Raw genomic sequence first — 14321 nt, 5'->3', positions numbered from 1 at the left:
CATGGCCAAATCCTTGTTGATCATCAGCCGTCAGTCGCCATGGTCCGGCCCGGGCGCGCGGGAAGCGCTGGATATCGTACTGGCCGGGGGCGCCTTCGATCTGCCGATTGGCCTGTTGTTTCTCGATGACGGCGTGTTCCAGCTGGCCGCGAAACAGGACGCCAAGGCCCTTCAGCAGAAAGACCTGAGCGCCAACCTGCAAGCCCTGCCGATGTTCGGTGTCGAGGAACTGTTCGCCTGCGGCGACAGCATCAGCCAGCGCGGCCTGGATCCGAATGGACTGTCGCTGGAAGAAGCCCGGGTATTGACCGCCCACGAAATCACCGCCCTCATTGACCGTTACGACCAGGTGATCACTCTCTGATGTCGACTTTGCATGTGTTGTCTCATTCCCCGTTCGGCGACGAACGCCTGACCAGTTGCCTGCGCGTGATCGGCGCCAACGACGGCTTGCTGCTGTCCGGTGATGCGGCCTATGCGTTACAGCCCGGCACTGCGCCGTTCACTGCGCTCAGCGCCCGAGGCCTGAAGCTGTTCGTCCTGGCCGAAGATGCCCAGGCCCGTGCGCTTGCGGTTCCAGACTGGGCCTTGGCCATCGATTACCCGGCCTTCGTCGAACTGTCGATTCACTACGACAAGGTCAACAGTTGGCTATGAATGCATTGACGGTCGGCGCCCGCGCCATCGAGCTGGACAAGGACGGTTTCCTGGTGGAACTCAGTGACTGGTCCGCCGATGTGGCCAGTGCCCTGGCGGCTGCCGAAGACATCGAGTTGACGCCCGAACACTGGGAAGTCCTCGAACTGCTGCGCAGCTTCTACGCCGAATTCCAGCTGTCACCGGCCACCCGCCCGTTGATCAAGTACACCGCCCTGAAACTCGGCCCGGAAAAAGGCAACAGCCTGCACCTGAACCGACTGTTCAAAGGCACTCCCGCCAAACTCGCCGCGAAACTGGCGGGCCTGCCCAAACCGACGAATTGCTTATGACCGACTACCCAGCACTGACACTCGAAACGCCTGCCGAGCATCCGTTCGCCCAATTCGTGCGGATCCTTGGCAAAGGCAAACGCGGCGCCCGTGACCTGACCCGGGCCGAGGCTCGCGAGGCCATGGGCATGGTGCTCGATGAAAAGATCGAGGAAACCCAGCTCGGCGCCTTCCTGATGCTGTTGCGGCACAAGGAAGAAAGCGCAGAGGAGATGGCGGGCTTCACCGAGGCATTGCGCGAACGCCTGAATCCTCCGGCACTGGCGGTAGACCTGGATTGGCCGACCTACGCCGGCAAGAAGCGGCACTTGCCGTGGTATCTGTTGGCGGCCAAGTGCCTGGCACAGAACGGCGTGCGGATATTCATGCACGGCGGCGGCGCCCACACGGCCGGTCGCCTGTACACCGAGCAACTGCTGGGCGAATTGAACATCCCGCTGTGCCGCAATTGGCAACAGGTCGGCTCGGCGCTGGATAACGGCGGCCTGGCCTTCATGCCGCTGGTGGACTGGGCACCGCAGCTGCAACGGATGATCGACCTGCGCAACACCCTCGGCCTGCGCTCGCCGATCCACTCGCTGACGCGGATTCTCAATCCGCTGGGCGCGCGTTGCGGCCTGCAGAGCATTTTCCACCCCGGCTATCAGGCCGTTCATCGCGATGCCAGCGGGCTGCTCGGTGATACCGCCATCGTGATCAAGGGCGATGGCGGCGAAATCGAGATCAACCCGGACGCCGACAGCCACCTGTACGGCACCACCGGCGGTGCGAGCTGGGATGAGGAATGGCCGCAGTTGTCCGCGCAGCGTCACGTCAAACCCGCCTCGCTTGAACCTGAACATTTGAAAGCGGTGTGGCGTGGTGACGTGGTCGACAGCTACCCGCAAATGGCCTTGATTTCGACCATGGCCCTGGCACTGCGTGGCCTCGGACAGAACCGCGAACAAGCCTTCGAAACCGCCGAGCAATACTGGGCCGCTCGCAATAAATCGATTTAACCGATCATTCGCGCCCGATATTTGCGCTTTTTGTTCGAACTCATCGGAATAGACTCAACCCCAACGATTATCGGTTTCGGGAGTCTTGAACATGGGATTGTTAGTGGATGGCCGCTGGCAGGACAAGTGGTACGAAAGCAGCAAGGACGGCGCGTTCCAGCGTGAACAGGCGCAGCGTCGCAACTGGCTGACCGCAGACGGCAAGCCGGGACCGAGCGGCGTCGGTGGTTTTGCGGCCGAACCCGGGCGCTATCACCTGTACGTGTCCCTGGCCTGTCCGTGGGCCCATCGCACGCTGATCCTGCGCAAGCTCAAAGGCCTCGAAAACCTGATCGACGTTTCGGTGGTCAGTTGGTTGATGCTGGAAAACGGCTGGACCTTCGAGCGGAACCTGGGTTCGACCGGCGACAAGCTCGACCACTTCGAATTCATGCACCAGCGCTACACCGCCGACACTGCCGACTACACCGGCCGCGTCACCGTACCGGTACTGTGGGACAAACAGCTCAAGCGCATCGTCAACAATGAATCATCGGAAATCATCCGCATGTTCAATGGTGCTTTCGACGATTTGACCGGTAACGACCTGGACTTTTACCCGGCGCCGCTACGCGCAGAGATCGATGCGCTGAACGAGCGGATTTATCCGGCGGTGAACAATGGCGTGTACCGCGCCGGGTTTGCCACGTCGCAACAGGCCTATGAAGAAGCGTTCGATGATGTGTTTGCCGAGCTGGACCGACTGGAGCTGCTGCTGGGCGCCAACCGCTATCTGGTTGGGGAGTACCTGACCGAAGCGGACATCCGCCTGTTCACCACGCTGATTCGCTTCGATGCGGTGTACTACGGGCACTTCAAGTGCAACCTGCGCCGGATTGCGGATTATCCGAACCTGTCGAACTGGCTGCGGGAGATTTACCAGTGGCCCGGGATTGCCGAGACCGTCGACTTCACCCACATCAAAAACCACTACTACGCCAGCCACCGCACCATCAACCCGACAGGAGTGGTGCCGAAAGGTCCAGCGCAGGACTTCACTGCGCCCCATGATCGGGAGCGGTTGAGCGGGAAAGGGGTTTGGCGCAAGGGCCGGGGTTGATCCGGGTACTGCAGAGCTTTCAAGGGCCTCTTCGTCGGATCGCCGCCCGGAGCAAGCCCGCTCCCACATTTAACCGCGTTCTTCAGAGAGTACTCGGTCGAATGTGGGAGCGGGCTTGCTCGCGAATGGGGGCGACCCGATTGCTAGACCTGCCCCTGAGCCCCTTCGAACCACGCCAGTTTCTCGCGCAATTGCACCACTTCCCCCACGATCACCAATGTCGGCGCATGCACTTCATGCTCCGCCACCAGCCGTGGCAAGTCCGCCAGGGTGCCGGTAAACACCCGCTGGTTGACCGTGGTGCCCTGCTGGATCAACGCTGCCGGGGTATCTTTGCCGCGACCATGCTTGATCAACTGCTCGCAGATGATCGGCAAGCCCACCAGTCCCATGTAGAACACCAGGGTTTGCGCCGGCGCGACCAAGTCGGCCCATGGCAAATCGCTGGAGCCGTCCTTAAGGTGGCCAGTGATGAAACGCACCGACTGCGCATAATCGCGGTGAGTCAGCGGAATCCCGGCATAGGCCGCGCAACCGCTGGCCGCCGTGATCCCCGGTACGACCTGGAACGGGATGCCCTGCGCCGCCAGTTCTTCAATCTCTTCACCACCACGACCGAAGATGAACGGATCACCGCCCTTCAGTCGCACCACACGCTTGCCCTGTTTGGCCAGATCCACCAATTGCTGGTTGATCTGATCCTGCGGCACGGCGTGATCGGCACGGCGCTTGCCGACATAAACCCGCTCGGCGTCGCGACGGCACAGTTCGAGAATCGCCGGCGCCACCAGGCGGTCGTACAGCACCACGTCGGCTTGCTGCATCAGGCGCAAGGCACGGAAGGTCAGCAGGTCGGGATCGCCCGGGCCGGCGCCCACCAGATAGACTTCGCCGGTGGCAACCGGCGCTTCGCCATCGATCTTCGCTTGCAACAACCGCTCGGCTTCAGCACCCTGCCCGGCCAGTTGCCGATCGGCAACCGGGCCCTGGAATACATCTTCCCAGAACGCCCGACGCTGCTGCACATCCGGAAACAGGCCTTTGACCTGATGACGGAAACGCGCCGCCAACCCGGCCAATTGACCGTAGGTGGAAGGAATCCAGGTTTCGATCTTGGCGCGGATCAGGCGTGCCAGCACCGGCGCATCGCCGCCGCTGGACACCGCGATGATCAGCGGAGAACGGTCGACGATCGCCGGGAAGATCACGCTGCACAGGGCTGGCGCGTCCACCACGTTGACCGGCACGCAACGCCGATGGGCATCGGCGGAGACCTGCGCGTTCAGCACTTCGTCGTCGGTGGCGGCGATGATCAGCCCGCAACCGTCCAGGTCCGTTTCGGCGTAGCCACGCAACAGGCACTCGCCACCGCTGCCGGCAACCAGTTCGCGCAGTTGCGCTTCGATTTCAGGTGCAACCACCCGCAGCAGCGCACCGGCATCGGCCAGCAGGCGGGATTTGCGCAAGGCAATCTCCCCCCCACCGACGACCAACACACGACTGCCGCGAAGGTTGTGAAACAGCGGCAGATATTTCATTTAGCCGATGACCTCAATGCCACCCATGTACGGCTTCAGGACCTGCGGTACACGGATCGAACCGTCGGCCTGCTGATAGTTCTCGAGCACCGCGACCAGGGTACGCCCCACCGCCAGGCCGGAGCCGTTCAGGGTGTGCACCAGTTCCGGCTTGCCGGTTTCCGGGTTGCGGAAGCGTGCTTGCATGCGACGGGCCTGGAAGTCGCCGCAGTTGGAGCACGACGAGATTTCGCGGTATTTGTCCTGGCTCGGGATCCACACTTCCAGGTCGTAGGTCTTGACCGCGCTGAAGCCCATGTCACCGGTGCACAGCGCCAGGGTGCGATAAGGCAGATCCAGCAGTTGCAGGACTTTCTCGGCGTTGGCGGTCAGGCCTTCCAGTGCTTCCATCGACTTCGACGGCTCGACGATCTGCACCATTTCAACCTTGTCGAACTGGTGCTGGCGGATCATGCCGCGGGTGTCACGACCCGATGCGCCCGCTTCGCTGCGAAAGCACGGTGTATGGGCAACGAACTTGATCGGCAGCAGTTTCGAATCGACGATTTCGCCAGCAACGATGTTGGTCAGCGACACTTCGGCGGTCGGGATCAAGTACAGATCGGCTTCGCCTTCGCGCGCGATCTTGAACAGGTCTTCTTCGAACTTCGGCAACTGGCCGGTGCCTTGCAGCGCCGGGGCCTGGACCAGATAAGGCGTGTAGGCCTCTTCATAGCCGTGCTCGGTGACGTGCAGGTTGATCATGAACTGCGCCAGGGCGCGGTGCAGACGGGCAATCGGGCCGCGCAGCAGGGCGAAACGGGCGCCGGACAGTTTCGCGGCGGTTTCGAAGTCCAGCCAGCCGAACTTCTCGCCCAGGGCCACGTGGTCCTGGACCGGGAAGTCGAAAGCCTTCGGCGTGCCCCAGCGGCGCACTTCAACGTTGCCGTCTTCGTCATCGCCAACCGGCACCGATTCGTGCGGCAGGTTCGGAATGCCCAGCAGGATCGAATCCAGCTCGGTCTGGATCGTGTCCAGTTCGACTTTACCGGCGCTCAACTCGCCCGCCATGCGCTCGACGTCCGCCATCAGCGGCGCGATGTCTTCGCCGCGCTGCTTGGCCTGACCGATGGATTTGGAGCGCGCATTACGTTCAGCCTGCAGTGCTTCGGTGCGGGTCTGGACGGTCTTGCGCTGTTCTTCCAGCGCTTCGATGCGCGCAACATCCAGCACAAAGCCACGGGATGCCAGGCGGTCCGCTACGTCCTGAAGGTTGCTACGTAACAGTTTGGAATCGAGCATGTCGGTTTCTCGTTTATCAAAGTTTGGTCAAGGACAGGCCGGCCCAGGTGGCAAGCAGCCCGCCGAATACGCTGAGCGCCGCATAGCCCAGGGCCAGCGGCACTTGCCCGCTTTCCAGCAGGCGCACCGTATCCAGTGAAAAGGATGAAAAAGTCGTCAGCCCCCCGAGGAAGCCGACCATCAACCCGGCACGCACCTCGACAGGCACCTCCGGGCGTATCAAAAACAGACCGTATAGAACGCCGATCAGCAAACAGCCCACGATATTAACGGCCAGCGTCGCGGTATAGAAGTGCCGCGGCCAATTCGCGTTGATCCAGTTGCCCGTGGCGAAGCGCAACAATGTACCGGCTACCCCGCCAACGGATACCGCAACGATCAAAGGAAGCACTATTTTCTCCGCTGCCGGGGGCTTAAACGGTCGAGTTTCGCCAGGTGATTGAGCTTTTCGCCGATTTTCAGTTCCAGGCCACGGGGCACCGGCTGATAGAACGGAATCGGCTCGAGCTCTTCCGGGAAGTAATCTTCCCCGGCGGCATAGGCGTCCGGCTCATCATGGGCATAACGGTATTCATCGCCGTAGCCCAACTGCTTCATCAGCTTGGTCGGTGCGTTGCGCAGGTGCAGCGGCACCTCCAGCGAGCCGTGCTCGGCGGCGGCGCGCAATGCAGTTTTGAAGCCCATGTACACCGCATTGCTTTTCGGCGCGCAGGCCAGATAGGTGATGGCCTGGGCCACCGCCAGTTCACCCTCGGGGCTGCCAAGGCGTTCCTGCACTTCCCAGGCCGCCAGGCACAAACTCAGGGCGCGCGGGTCGGCATTGCCGATGTCTTCGCTGGCCATGCGCACCACGCGCCGGGCCAGGTACAACGGATCGCAGCCACCGTCGATCATCCGCGCAAACCAGTACAGCGCGCCGTCGGGATTGGAGCCGCGCACCGATTTGTGCAGCGCGGAAATCTGATCGTAGAACGCTTCGCCACCCTTGTCGAAACGCCGACGGGTATCACCGAGCAGGCTTTGCAGCAGGTCGGTGCCCATCTCGTTGTTGTCTTCGGCCAGATCCGAGGCGTTCTCCAGCAGATTCAGCAGGCGCCGGCCATCGCCATCGGCGGCGGACAGCAGCATCTGGAAGCCCTCATCGCTGAGGGTCAGGTTACGCTTGCCCAGACCCCGCTCTTCGGTCAGCGCACGGTGGACCAGCTTGCGCAGAGCCGCTTCGTCGAGGCTCTTGAGCACATAGACCCGTGCCCGCGAGAGCAACGCGTTGTTCAATTCAAACGAGGGGTTCTCGGTGGTGGCGCCGATGAAAATCAGCGTGCCGTCTTCGACATAGGGCAGGAACGCATCCTGCTGGGACTTGTTGAAACGGTGCACTTCGTCGACGAACAGGATGGTGCGCTTACCGTATTGCCCGGCCTGCTGCTTGGCGATTTCCACCGCCTGACGGATTTCCTTCACGCCGGCGAGCACCGCCGACACCGTTTCGAAGTGCGCATCCGAGACTTCCGCGAGCAATCGCGCCAGCGTGGTCTTGCCCACACCCGGCGGCCCCCAGAAAATCATCGAATGCAGGGCACCCTGCTCCAGCGCTTCGCGCAAGGGCTTGCCGCGAGCGAGCACGTGTTCCTGGCCGACGTACTCATCCAGATTGGTCGCGCGCAAACGGGCGGCCAGGGGCTGGGCGATGGGAGTGCTGCGAAACAGATCCATGACTACTTGTGAAACCTCACTGGGCCCTGATGTCGATCAACACAATTCCTGTAGGAGCGAGCTAGCTCGCGATGGTCGTCAACGATAACGCTGGCGACCTGACACCCAGCGGCGCGCTCAGGTTCATCGCGAGCGAGCTCGCTCCTACAGAGGTTCTGCGTTTTATTCCTGGATTACATCGGCACCCTTGGGGATGTCGAACTTGAACTTGGACGCCGGGATCGGCTCGTTGGCCTTCACGCCGGTGAACAGGATATTGGTACGCTGACCGACACTGTCGATCAACTGCATATCATTGACCAGGCCATTGCGGAACGACAGGCGCAGGCTGTCGAACAAGGTGTCCTTGGTTTTCGGTTTCAGGGTGAAGTCGATCACGCCGCCGGCTTCCTTGGCGCTGATGTCGAAGCTCTGGCTGATCTTGGACACGTCACCGGACAGCAGCAACGCGGGCGTCTGGGTCAGACGCTCATCGAGTTTCTTGATGGTGGCCTGTTCCAGGTCCGGGTCCCACAGGGTGACCTTCTTGCCATCGGAGACCATGGTCTGCTCGGCTGGCGCATCGGTGTGCCAGTAGAACAGGCCCGGACGCTGCAACGACATGTCGCCAGCAGTTTCCTGCAACTGGGTGCCGGTGCCGTCCAGGGTCAACTGAGAGAAACGTGCGGTCAGGGTCTGGGATTTTTCCAGCAATTGGGTCAGGCGTGCCACGTCCTTGTCATCGGCCTGGGCCGAAAGCGTGGTCAAAGCCAGTACCGGCAGCAACAGCATGCGGATCAGACGCATGGGAGTCCTCATAACATTCGTGGGAGTGCGAGCGGTGCCACAGGCACCACCCCTTTCATACTCGGGTCAGTCGCGCACCGGGCCCGGGGCCAGGACTTCACGCGAACCGTTGGTGTTCATGGACGTCACGACCCCAGCCATTTCCATGGCTTCGATCATGCGCGCGGCGCGGTTGTAGCCGATTTTCAGCTTGCGCTGAACCGCGGAAATGGAGGCGCGACGGCTTTCCAGCACGAACTGCACCGCTTCGTCGTACAGCGCGTCGGCCTCAGGATCATCGCCATCGCCGCCACCGCTGCTGCCTTCAAAGCCGCTACCCGCCTCTTCGACGCCATTGAGAATGTCGTCGTTGTATTCCGGCGCGCCACGCAGCTTCCAGGCTTCCACCACGCGGTGAACCTCGTCGTCGGACACGAAAGCACCGTGCACACGAATCGGCAGGCTGGTACCCGGCGGCATGTAGAGCATGTCACCGTGGCCCAGCAGTTGCTCGGCGCCGCCCTGGTCGATGATGGTCCGGGAGTCGATCTTGCTCGATACCTGGAACGCCATGCGGGTCGGGATGTTGGCCTTGATCAGGCCGGTGATCACGTCCACCGACGGACGCTGGGTCGCGAGGATCAAGTGAATACCCGCCGCACGAGCCTTTTGCGCGATACGTGCGATCAGCTCTTCAACCTTCTTGCCGACGATCATCATCATGTCGGCGAATTCGTCGACCACCACCACGATGGTCGGCAGCTTGCTCAGCAGCGGCGCTTCGTCGTGAATGCTCTCGCGCTTGTACAGCGGATCGCTCAACGGTTCGCCGGCATCCTGGGCTTCCTTGACCTTGGCGTTGAAGCCCGACAGGTTGCGCACGCCCATCTTGGCCATCAGCTTGTAGCGGCGTTCCATCTCGGCAACGCTCCAGCGCAGGGCGTTGGCGGCGTCCTTCATGTCGGTGACCACCGGGCACAACAGATGCGGAATGCCTTCGTAGATCGACAGCTCCAGCATTTTCGGGTCGATCATGATCAGCTTGGCGTCTTCCGGGCCGGACTTGAACAGGATCGACAGGATCATCGCGTTCACACCCACAGACTTACCGGAACCGGTGGTACCGGCCACCAGCAGGTGCGGCATCTTCGCCAGGTCGGTGATGACCGGTTTACCGCCGATATCGTGGCCCAGGGCCAGGGTGACCGGGGATTTGAAGTTGTCGTATTCGGGGGTCGACAACACCTCGGAGAAACGCACGATCTGCCGGTCTTCGTTGGGAATCTCGATACCGACCGTAGTCTTGCCCGGAATCACTTCCACCACGCGCACACTGGTCACGGCCAGGGAACGGGCCAGGTCCTTGGCCAGGTTGGCGATGCGGCTGACCTTGACGCCGGCGGCCGGCTGAATTTCGTAACGGGTAATCACCGGCCCCGGATGAATCGAGTCGACCGTGACTTCAACGCCGAACTCCTTGAGCTTGATTTCCAGCAGGTGGCCAACCGCAGCCAGGGATTCAGGCGAGTAATTGAGCTGTTTCTTTTCCGCGGGATCGAGAATCGAGATCGGCGGCAAGGTGCCTTCCACGGCGCTGTCGACGAACAGAGGCGCCTGCTTCTCTTTTTCGACGCGTTTGCTCGGTGCGGCAGGCTTTGGTGGCGCGGGCGCGATCACCGGCGGCACCTGCTTCTCGCGTTCGGACATGTGCTTGCTCAGGGCTTGCTCACGCTCGATCAAGCGTTCCTTGACCTTGGCCTGCTCGCGCTTGTCGGAGACGGTCGGCGCAACCACTTCATCCATACGGTCGTCGACTTCACGCAACTGGGCGACCAGCTGCTTGCGCTCGGTACGGGCCGCCCACCAGCGATTGGCCGCGCCCTGGAACAGTTCGAACAGGTCGAGGGTGATCTTGCCGGTGATATCCATCACCTTGAACCAAGACAGGTCGGTAAACACCGTCAGGCCGAACAGAAACAACGCGATGAACAACAGGGTACTGCCCTGGATATTCAGGGCGTTCCGGGCCAGGTCACCGAGGCTTTCGCCCAGCGCACCGCCCGCACCGGCCGGCAGACCGGTCGCGGCATGGAAATGGATATGGGCCAGAGCGGCGCCCGACAGTACCAGGAACACCAGGCCGATCAGGCGCCAGGAGAACAGCCAACCGCTCCACTGCCACGGCTCGTGACGCTGGCGGAAGATCTGGTACGCCTTGATCGCCAGCAGCAACGGGAAGATGTAGGCAAAGTAACCCAGCACCATGAACAGGATATCGGCGCTGTAGGAGCCCGCTGGCCCGCCGAAGTTCTGCACGTCGTCGATCTTGCTGTTATGGCTCCAGCCCGGATCATCCTTGCCATAGGTCAACAAGGCCATCATCAGGAACAGGCACAAGGCACCGATGGCGATCAGCGCACCTTCCTTGAGTCGGTAGTGCAAGTGCTGGCGCCAGAGCGGAACGACGGCTGGTTTAGGTGCTGCGGTGGATTTCTTCAAAACGCTTCTTTTCCTGCGCCATGGGCGCGTCCATCTGGTGAATGTCTAAAAAAACTGGCAAAAAACTGCCCAATCCAGGCAGGTAAAAAGTTAACACGCGTAACCGGGACTACTTTTAACACTGCGCCCCGGTTTTTATAAACACGGCGCGCACTGAATATATGTAGCACGCACGGCATTGTACGGGTTTGTACGCACGACGCCATGCTTGAGACCCTTGGGTGTAGCATAGTCAACAGCACATGACATGCTGTTCAATTTGAGCATGCATTCTCTTTTGTGACAAAGGCTTATGAGGTGTTTTTATGAGCGAAGCGAAGCATTCCCGCCTGATTATCCTGGGCTCCGGCCCTGCCGGTTACAGCGCAGCCGTTTATGCCGCCCGCGCCAACCTCAAGCCCGTTGTCATTACCGGCATACAGGCAGGTGGCCAGCTCACCACCACCGTCGAAGTCGATAACTGGCCAGGCGACGTCGAAGGCCTGACCGGGCCGGTCCTGATGGAGCGCATGCAAAAACATGCCGAACGCTTTGCCACCGAGATTGTTTACGACCACATCCATACTGCCAAGTTGCAACAACGGCCGTTCGAACTGATCGGCGATGGCGGAACTTACACCTGCGATGCGCTGATCATTGCCACCGGCGCTTCTGCGCAATATCTGGGCCTGTCCTCGGAAGAAGCGTTTGCCGGCAAAGGGGTTTCGGCGTGCGCGACCTGCGATGGTTTTTTCTATCGCAATCAGGTGGTTGCGGTGGTCGGCGGCGGCAACACGGCGGTCGAAGAAGCGTTATACCTGTCGAACATCGCCAAAGAAGTGCACCTGATCCATCGGCGCGACAAACTGCGCTCGGAGAAAATCCTCCAGGACAAACTCTTCGAAAAGGCCGCCAATGGCAATATCCGCCTGCACTGGAACCAGAATCTGGACGAAGTGCTTGGCGACGCCAGTGGCGTGACCGGTGCCCGCCTGCGGGACAGTCACACCGGCGAAACCAGGGAACTGCCGCTGGCCGGGGTGTTTATCGCCATCGGGCACAAGCCCAACACCGACCTGTTCAACGGACAGCTGGAAATGCGCAACGGGTATCTGCTGGTCAAGGGTGGCAGCGAAGGCGATGCCACCGCTACGGCGATAGCAGGCGTGTTTGCCGCCGGCGACGTGGCCGACCACGTTTATCGCCAGGCCGTTACGTCTGCCGGGGCCGGTTGCATGGCGGCGCTGGACGCTGAAAAATACCTCGACGACATTCCTGCCGTTTGAAGGCAAACTTGATCGCGAGCCAACACCCACCACTGCCCTCCCCTTCTGCAAGCCCGGATGCCATGCTGACTTGGTTACAACGTAACACCTTGCATTTCCCACCGCTGGAAAAGGCCATGCGCGACCCCAACGGACTCCTGGCTGCCGGCGGTGATCTGTCCGCCGACCGGCTGGTCTCGGCTTATCGCCACGGCTGCTTCCCATGGTTCTCCGAAGGCCAGCCGATCCTCTGGTGGTCTCCGGACCCGCGCACGGTTTTGTTTCCCGACGAACTGCACGTCTCGCGCAGCCTGAACAAACTGCTGCGCCAGCAACGCTATCAAGTGACGTTCGACGCGGATTTCGCCGCCGTCATCCGCGCCTGCGCGGCCCCCCGGGATTATGCCGATGGCACCTGGATCACCGAGGCGATGCAGGATGCCTACATCGAACTGCACAGGCGCGGTCACGCGCACTCGGTGGAAGTGTGGGACGGGGATGAACTGGTCGGCGGGCTGTATGGCCTGGCGATGGGCCGGCTGTTTTTCGGCGAGTCCATGTTCAGCCGCGTCGACAACGCCTCGAAATTCGGCTTTGCCACACTGGTTCGACACCTGAAAGACTCGGGTTTTGTACTGATCGATTGCCAGATGCCCACCGATCACCTGCACAGCCTCGGAGCCCGGGCGATACCCCGCCGCGAGTTTGCCGGCTATCTGGCCAGGTATCTGGACCAGCCCAACGCCGCCACCTGGGTTTGCTGAGCGACTTTTGCGCGCGTGGCTTACACTTAATCCAAAGCACCACCCCCGAGGGTTGATCATGACCGAGTTGGCGCGTTTGAAGTTCTATGCCACTCAGCCGCACTCTTGCAGTTATCTGCCCGACGAGCAGGCCACGACCCTGTTCCTCGACCCTAGCCAGCCCATGGATGTGCATGTCTATGCAGACCTGTCAGAGATGGGCTTTCGTCGCAGCGGCGACCATCTCTACCGGCCGCATTGCCAGAACTGCAATGCGTGCGTTCCGGCGCGCATTCCCGTGGGGCAGTTCACGCCCAATCGGCAACAGAAACGCATTTTCAAGCGCAACGCGGATTTGCAGGTGCGTCCGGCCAGGCCCTGCTTCAACGAAGAGTACTTCAACCTTTACCAACGCTATATCGAACAGCGTCACGCCGATGGCGATATGTACCCGCCAAGTCGCGACCAGTTTTCGACATTCCTGGTGCGGGACCTGCCGTTTTCACGCTTTTATGAGTTCCGCCTGAACGGCCGGCTGCTGGCCGTCGCCGTCACTGATTTACTGCCGAACGGTCTTTCGGCGGTCTACACCTTCTACGAGCCCTCCGAAGAGCGTCGCAGCCTTGGGCGCTACGCGATCCTCTGGCAAATCGCCGAGGCCAGCCGGCTTGGGCTGGAAGCCGTCTACCTCGGCTACTGGATCAAAAACTGCAAAAAAATGAACTACAAGACTCAATATCGCCCCATTGAGTTGCTGATTAATCAGCGCTGGGTGGTTCTAAACTAGAGCCAGCCCTAAACCCCTTGGCTTAAACCCCACTTTTCGGGCACAATGCACGCCGCTTTTGCCTGGCGCAGTTGCACCGGGCCATTCACTGGACACCGAGGGCTTTACTGCATGTCGAAAGAAGACAGCTTCGAAATGGAAGGCACTGTCGTCGACACCCTGCCCAACACCATGTTTCGTGTGGAGTTGGAAAATGGGCACGTCGTAACCGCGCACATCTCCGGCAAGATGCGCAAGAACTACATCCGTATTCTTACCGGCGACAAAGTGCGCGTCGAGCTGACTCCCTATGACTTGAGCAAAGGGCGCATCACCTACCGCGCGCGCTAAGGTTGGAGCGAGCTTGCTCGCGAAGAACCTGAGGGCGCCGCGTCAAGTCAGACTCCCCGCATCATCGTTGACGACCATCGCGAGCAAGCTCGCTCCTACAGAGACAGAGCTCGCTCGCGAAACAAGTCAATACAAGACGCCCGGCTTATGCCGGGCGTTTTTGTTTGCTTGTAATTTACTCCCCCCTCCTCCTGTAGGAGCGAGCTTGCTCGCGAAAAACCTGAGAGCACCACGTCAAGTCAGACTCCCCGCATCATCGTTGACGACCATCGCGAGCAAGCTCGCTCCTACAGACAGCGGACATGCCGATCAACAGGCAGCAAAAAGGCGCCTCT

General features: G+C 61.0%; 15 protein-coding genes. 9 read left to right on the top strand and 6 right to left on the bottom strand.

All coding sequences use genetic code 11. The features are described 5' to 3' along the window. Nucleotide 1 precedes the first annotated feature (1 nt). The 5 genes from tusC to ACEN8Q_RS02625 all read left to right on the top strand — a co-directional run bounded on the left by tusC (nucleotide 2) and on the right by ACEN8Q_RS02625 (nucleotide 3086). Complete coding sequence (gene tusC / locus ACEN8Q_RS02645; RefSeq protein WP_413426641.1) at nucleotides 2-364, top strand: sulfurtransferase complex subunit TusC; 363 nt, start codon at nucleotides 2-4, stop codon at nucleotides 362-364. Next, complete coding sequence (gene tusB, locus ACEN8Q_RS02640; RefSeq protein ID WP_007986875.1) at nucleotides 364-657, top strand: sulfurtransferase complex subunit TusB; 294 nt, start codon at nucleotides 364-366, stop codon at nucleotides 655-657. Before tusC ends, tusB begins: the two co-directional genes overlap by 1 nt. Continuing rightward, nucleotides 654-989 (top strand): TusE/DsrC/DsvC family sulfur relay protein, encoded by a 336-nt coding sequence (locus tag ACEN8Q_RS02635; RefSeq protein WP_046037873.1) that lies wholly within the window; start codon nucleotides 654-656, stop codon nucleotides 987-989. Before tusB ends, ACEN8Q_RS02635 begins: the two co-directional genes overlap by 4 nt. Further along, the gene (locus ACEN8Q_RS02630) at nucleotides 986-1987 is read left to right on the top strand and encodes a glycosyl transferase family protein (protein ID WP_413704446.1); all 1002 of its coding nucleotides are present in this window, start codon (nucleotides 986-988) and stop codon (nucleotides 1985-1987) included. Before ACEN8Q_RS02635 ends, ACEN8Q_RS02630 begins: the two co-directional genes overlap by 4 nt. 91 nt (nucleotides 1988-2078) lie before the next feature. Then, nucleotides 2079-3086, top strand: a complete 1008-nt coding sequence (locus ACEN8Q_RS02625; RefSeq protein ID WP_413704445.1) for a glutathione S-transferase family protein — start codon at nucleotides 2079-2081, stop codon at nucleotides 3084-3086. A gap of 143 nt (nucleotides 3087-3229) precedes the next feature. On the opposite strand, the gene cysG is transcribed toward ACEN8Q_RS02625, so the two are convergent. The 6 genes from cysG to ACEN8Q_RS02595 all read right to left on the bottom strand — a co-directional run bounded on the left by cysG (nucleotide 3230) and on the right by ACEN8Q_RS02595 (nucleotide 10882). Next, entirely contained in the window at nucleotides 3230-4624 is a 1395-nt protein-coding gene (cysG, locus tag ACEN8Q_RS02620) for a siroheme synthase CysG (protein ID WP_413426647.1), read from the bottom strand. Further along, nucleotides 4625-5905: a serine--tRNA ligase gene (gene serS / locus ACEN8Q_RS02615; RefSeq protein ID WP_413426649.1), complete on the bottom strand. Its 1281-nt coding sequence runs from the start codon at nucleotides 5903-5905 to the stop codon at nucleotides 4625-4627. A 16-nt stretch (nucleotides 5906-5921) separates the two neighbouring features. Next, nucleotides 5922-6296, bottom strand: coding sequence for a fluoride efflux transporter CrcB (crcB, locus tag ACEN8Q_RS02610; RefSeq protein WP_008015556.1), 375 nt, complete (start codon nucleotides 6294-6296; stop codon nucleotides 5922-5924). Continuing rightward, complete coding sequence (locus ACEN8Q_RS02605) at nucleotides 6296-7618, bottom strand: replication-associated recombination protein A (RefSeq protein ID WP_413426652.1); 1323 nt, start codon at nucleotides 7616-7618, stop codon at nucleotides 6296-6298. Before ACEN8Q_RS02605 ends, crcB begins: the two co-directional genes overlap by 1 nt. A gap of 162 nt (nucleotides 7619-7780) precedes the next feature. Further along, the gene (gene lolA / locus ACEN8Q_RS02600; protein WP_413426654.1) at nucleotides 7781-8404 is read right to left on the bottom strand and encodes an outer membrane lipoprotein chaperone LolA; all 624 of its coding nucleotides are present in this window, start codon (nucleotides 8402-8404) and stop codon (nucleotides 7781-7783) included. A 66-nt stretch (nucleotides 8405-8470) separates the two neighbouring features. Next, nucleotides 8471-10882: a DNA translocase FtsK gene (locus ACEN8Q_RS02595; RefSeq protein WP_413426656.1), complete on the bottom strand. Its 2412-nt coding sequence runs from the start codon at nucleotides 10880-10882 to the stop codon at nucleotides 8471-8473. A gap of 305 nt (nucleotides 10883-11187) precedes the next feature. Here ACEN8Q_RS02595 and trxB point away from each other — a divergent pair, with 305 nt between their 5' ends. The 4 genes from trxB to infA all read left to right on the top strand — a co-directional run bounded on the left by trxB (nucleotide 11188) and on the right by infA (nucleotide 13986). After that, nucleotides 11188-12147, top strand: coding sequence for a thioredoxin-disulfide reductase (trxB, locus tag ACEN8Q_RS02590; protein ID WP_413426658.1), 960 nt, complete (start codon nucleotides 11188-11190; stop codon nucleotides 12145-12147). 62 nt (nucleotides 12148-12209) lie between these two features. After that, the gene (aat, locus tag ACEN8Q_RS02585) at nucleotides 12210-12890 is read left to right on the top strand and encodes a leucyl/phenylalanyl-tRNA--protein transferase (protein WP_413704444.1); all 681 of its coding nucleotides are present in this window, start codon (nucleotides 12210-12212) and stop codon (nucleotides 12888-12890) included. Between the two features lie 58 nt (nucleotides 12891-12948). Beyond that, nucleotides 12949-13656, top strand: coding sequence for an arginyltransferase (locus tag ACEN8Q_RS02580; protein ID WP_413426662.1), 708 nt, complete (start codon nucleotides 12949-12951; stop codon nucleotides 13654-13656). A 111-nt stretch (nucleotides 13657-13767) separates the two neighbouring features. Then, nucleotides 13768-13986: a translation initiation factor IF-1 gene (gene infA, locus ACEN8Q_RS02575; RefSeq protein WP_002553999.1), complete on the top strand. Its 219-nt coding sequence runs from the start codon at nucleotides 13768-13770 to the stop codon at nucleotides 13984-13986. The last annotated feature ends 335 nt before the right edge of the window (nucleotides 13987-14321 follow it).

It is taken from the genome of Pseudomonas sp. Pseusp16 (genome assembly GCF_047324915.1).
Classification (GTDB): Bacteria; Pseudomonadota; Gammaproteobacteria; order Pseudomonadales; family Pseudomonadaceae; genus Aquipseudomonas; species Aquipseudomonas fluorescens_CD.
This window is presented reverse-complemented; position numbering and strand designations above follow the sequence as displayed.

Excerpts from the sequence above, each read along its gene's own strand:
- tusC (WP_413426641.1), top strand. The coding sequence starts at position 2 with ATGGCCAAATCCTTGTTGATCATCAGCCGTCAGTCGCCATGGTCCGGC.
- tusB (WP_007986875.1), top strand. The coding sequence starts at position 364 with ATGTCGACTTTGCATGTGTTGTCTCATTCCCCGTTCGGCGACGAACGC.
- ACEN8Q_RS02635 (WP_046037873.1), top strand. The coding sequence starts at position 654 with ATGAATGCATTGACGGTCGGCGCCCGCGCCATCGAGCTGGACAAGGAC.
- ACEN8Q_RS02630 (WP_413704446.1), top strand. The coding sequence starts at position 986 with ATGACCGACTACCCAGCACTGACACTCGAAACGCCTGCCGAGCATCCG.
- ACEN8Q_RS02625 (WP_413704445.1), top strand. The coding sequence starts at position 2,079 with ATGGGATTGTTAGTGGATGGCCGCTGGCAGGACAAGTGGTACGAAAGC.
- cysG (WP_413426647.1), bottom strand. The coding sequence starts at position 4,624 with ATGAAATATCTGCCGCTGTTTCACAACCTTCGCGGCAGTCGTGTGTTG.
- serS (WP_413426649.1), bottom strand. The coding sequence starts at position 5,905 with ATGCTCGATTCCAAACTGTTACGTAGCAACCTTCAGGACGTAGCGGAC.
- ACEN8Q_RS02605 (WP_413426652.1), bottom strand. The coding sequence starts at position 7,618 with ATGGATCTGTTTCGCAGCACTCCCATCGCCCAGCCCCTGGCCGCCCGT.
- lolA (WP_413426654.1), bottom strand. The coding sequence starts at position 8,404 with ATGCGTCTGATCCGCATGCTGTTGCTGCCGGTACTGGCTTTGACCACG.
- trxB (WP_413426658.1), top strand. The coding sequence starts at position 11,188 with ATGAGCGAAGCGAAGCATTCCCGCCTGATTATCCTGGGCTCCGGCCCT.
- aat (WP_413704444.1), top strand. The coding sequence starts at position 12,210 with ATGCTGACTTGGTTACAACGTAACACCTTGCATTTCCCACCGCTGGAA.
- ACEN8Q_RS02580 (WP_413426662.1), top strand. The coding sequence starts at position 12,949 with ATGACCGAGTTGGCGCGTTTGAAGTTCTATGCCACTCAGCCGCACTCT.
- infA (WP_002553999.1), top strand. The coding sequence starts at position 13,768 with ATGTCGAAAGAAGACAGCTTCGAAATGGAAGGCACTGTCGTCGACACC.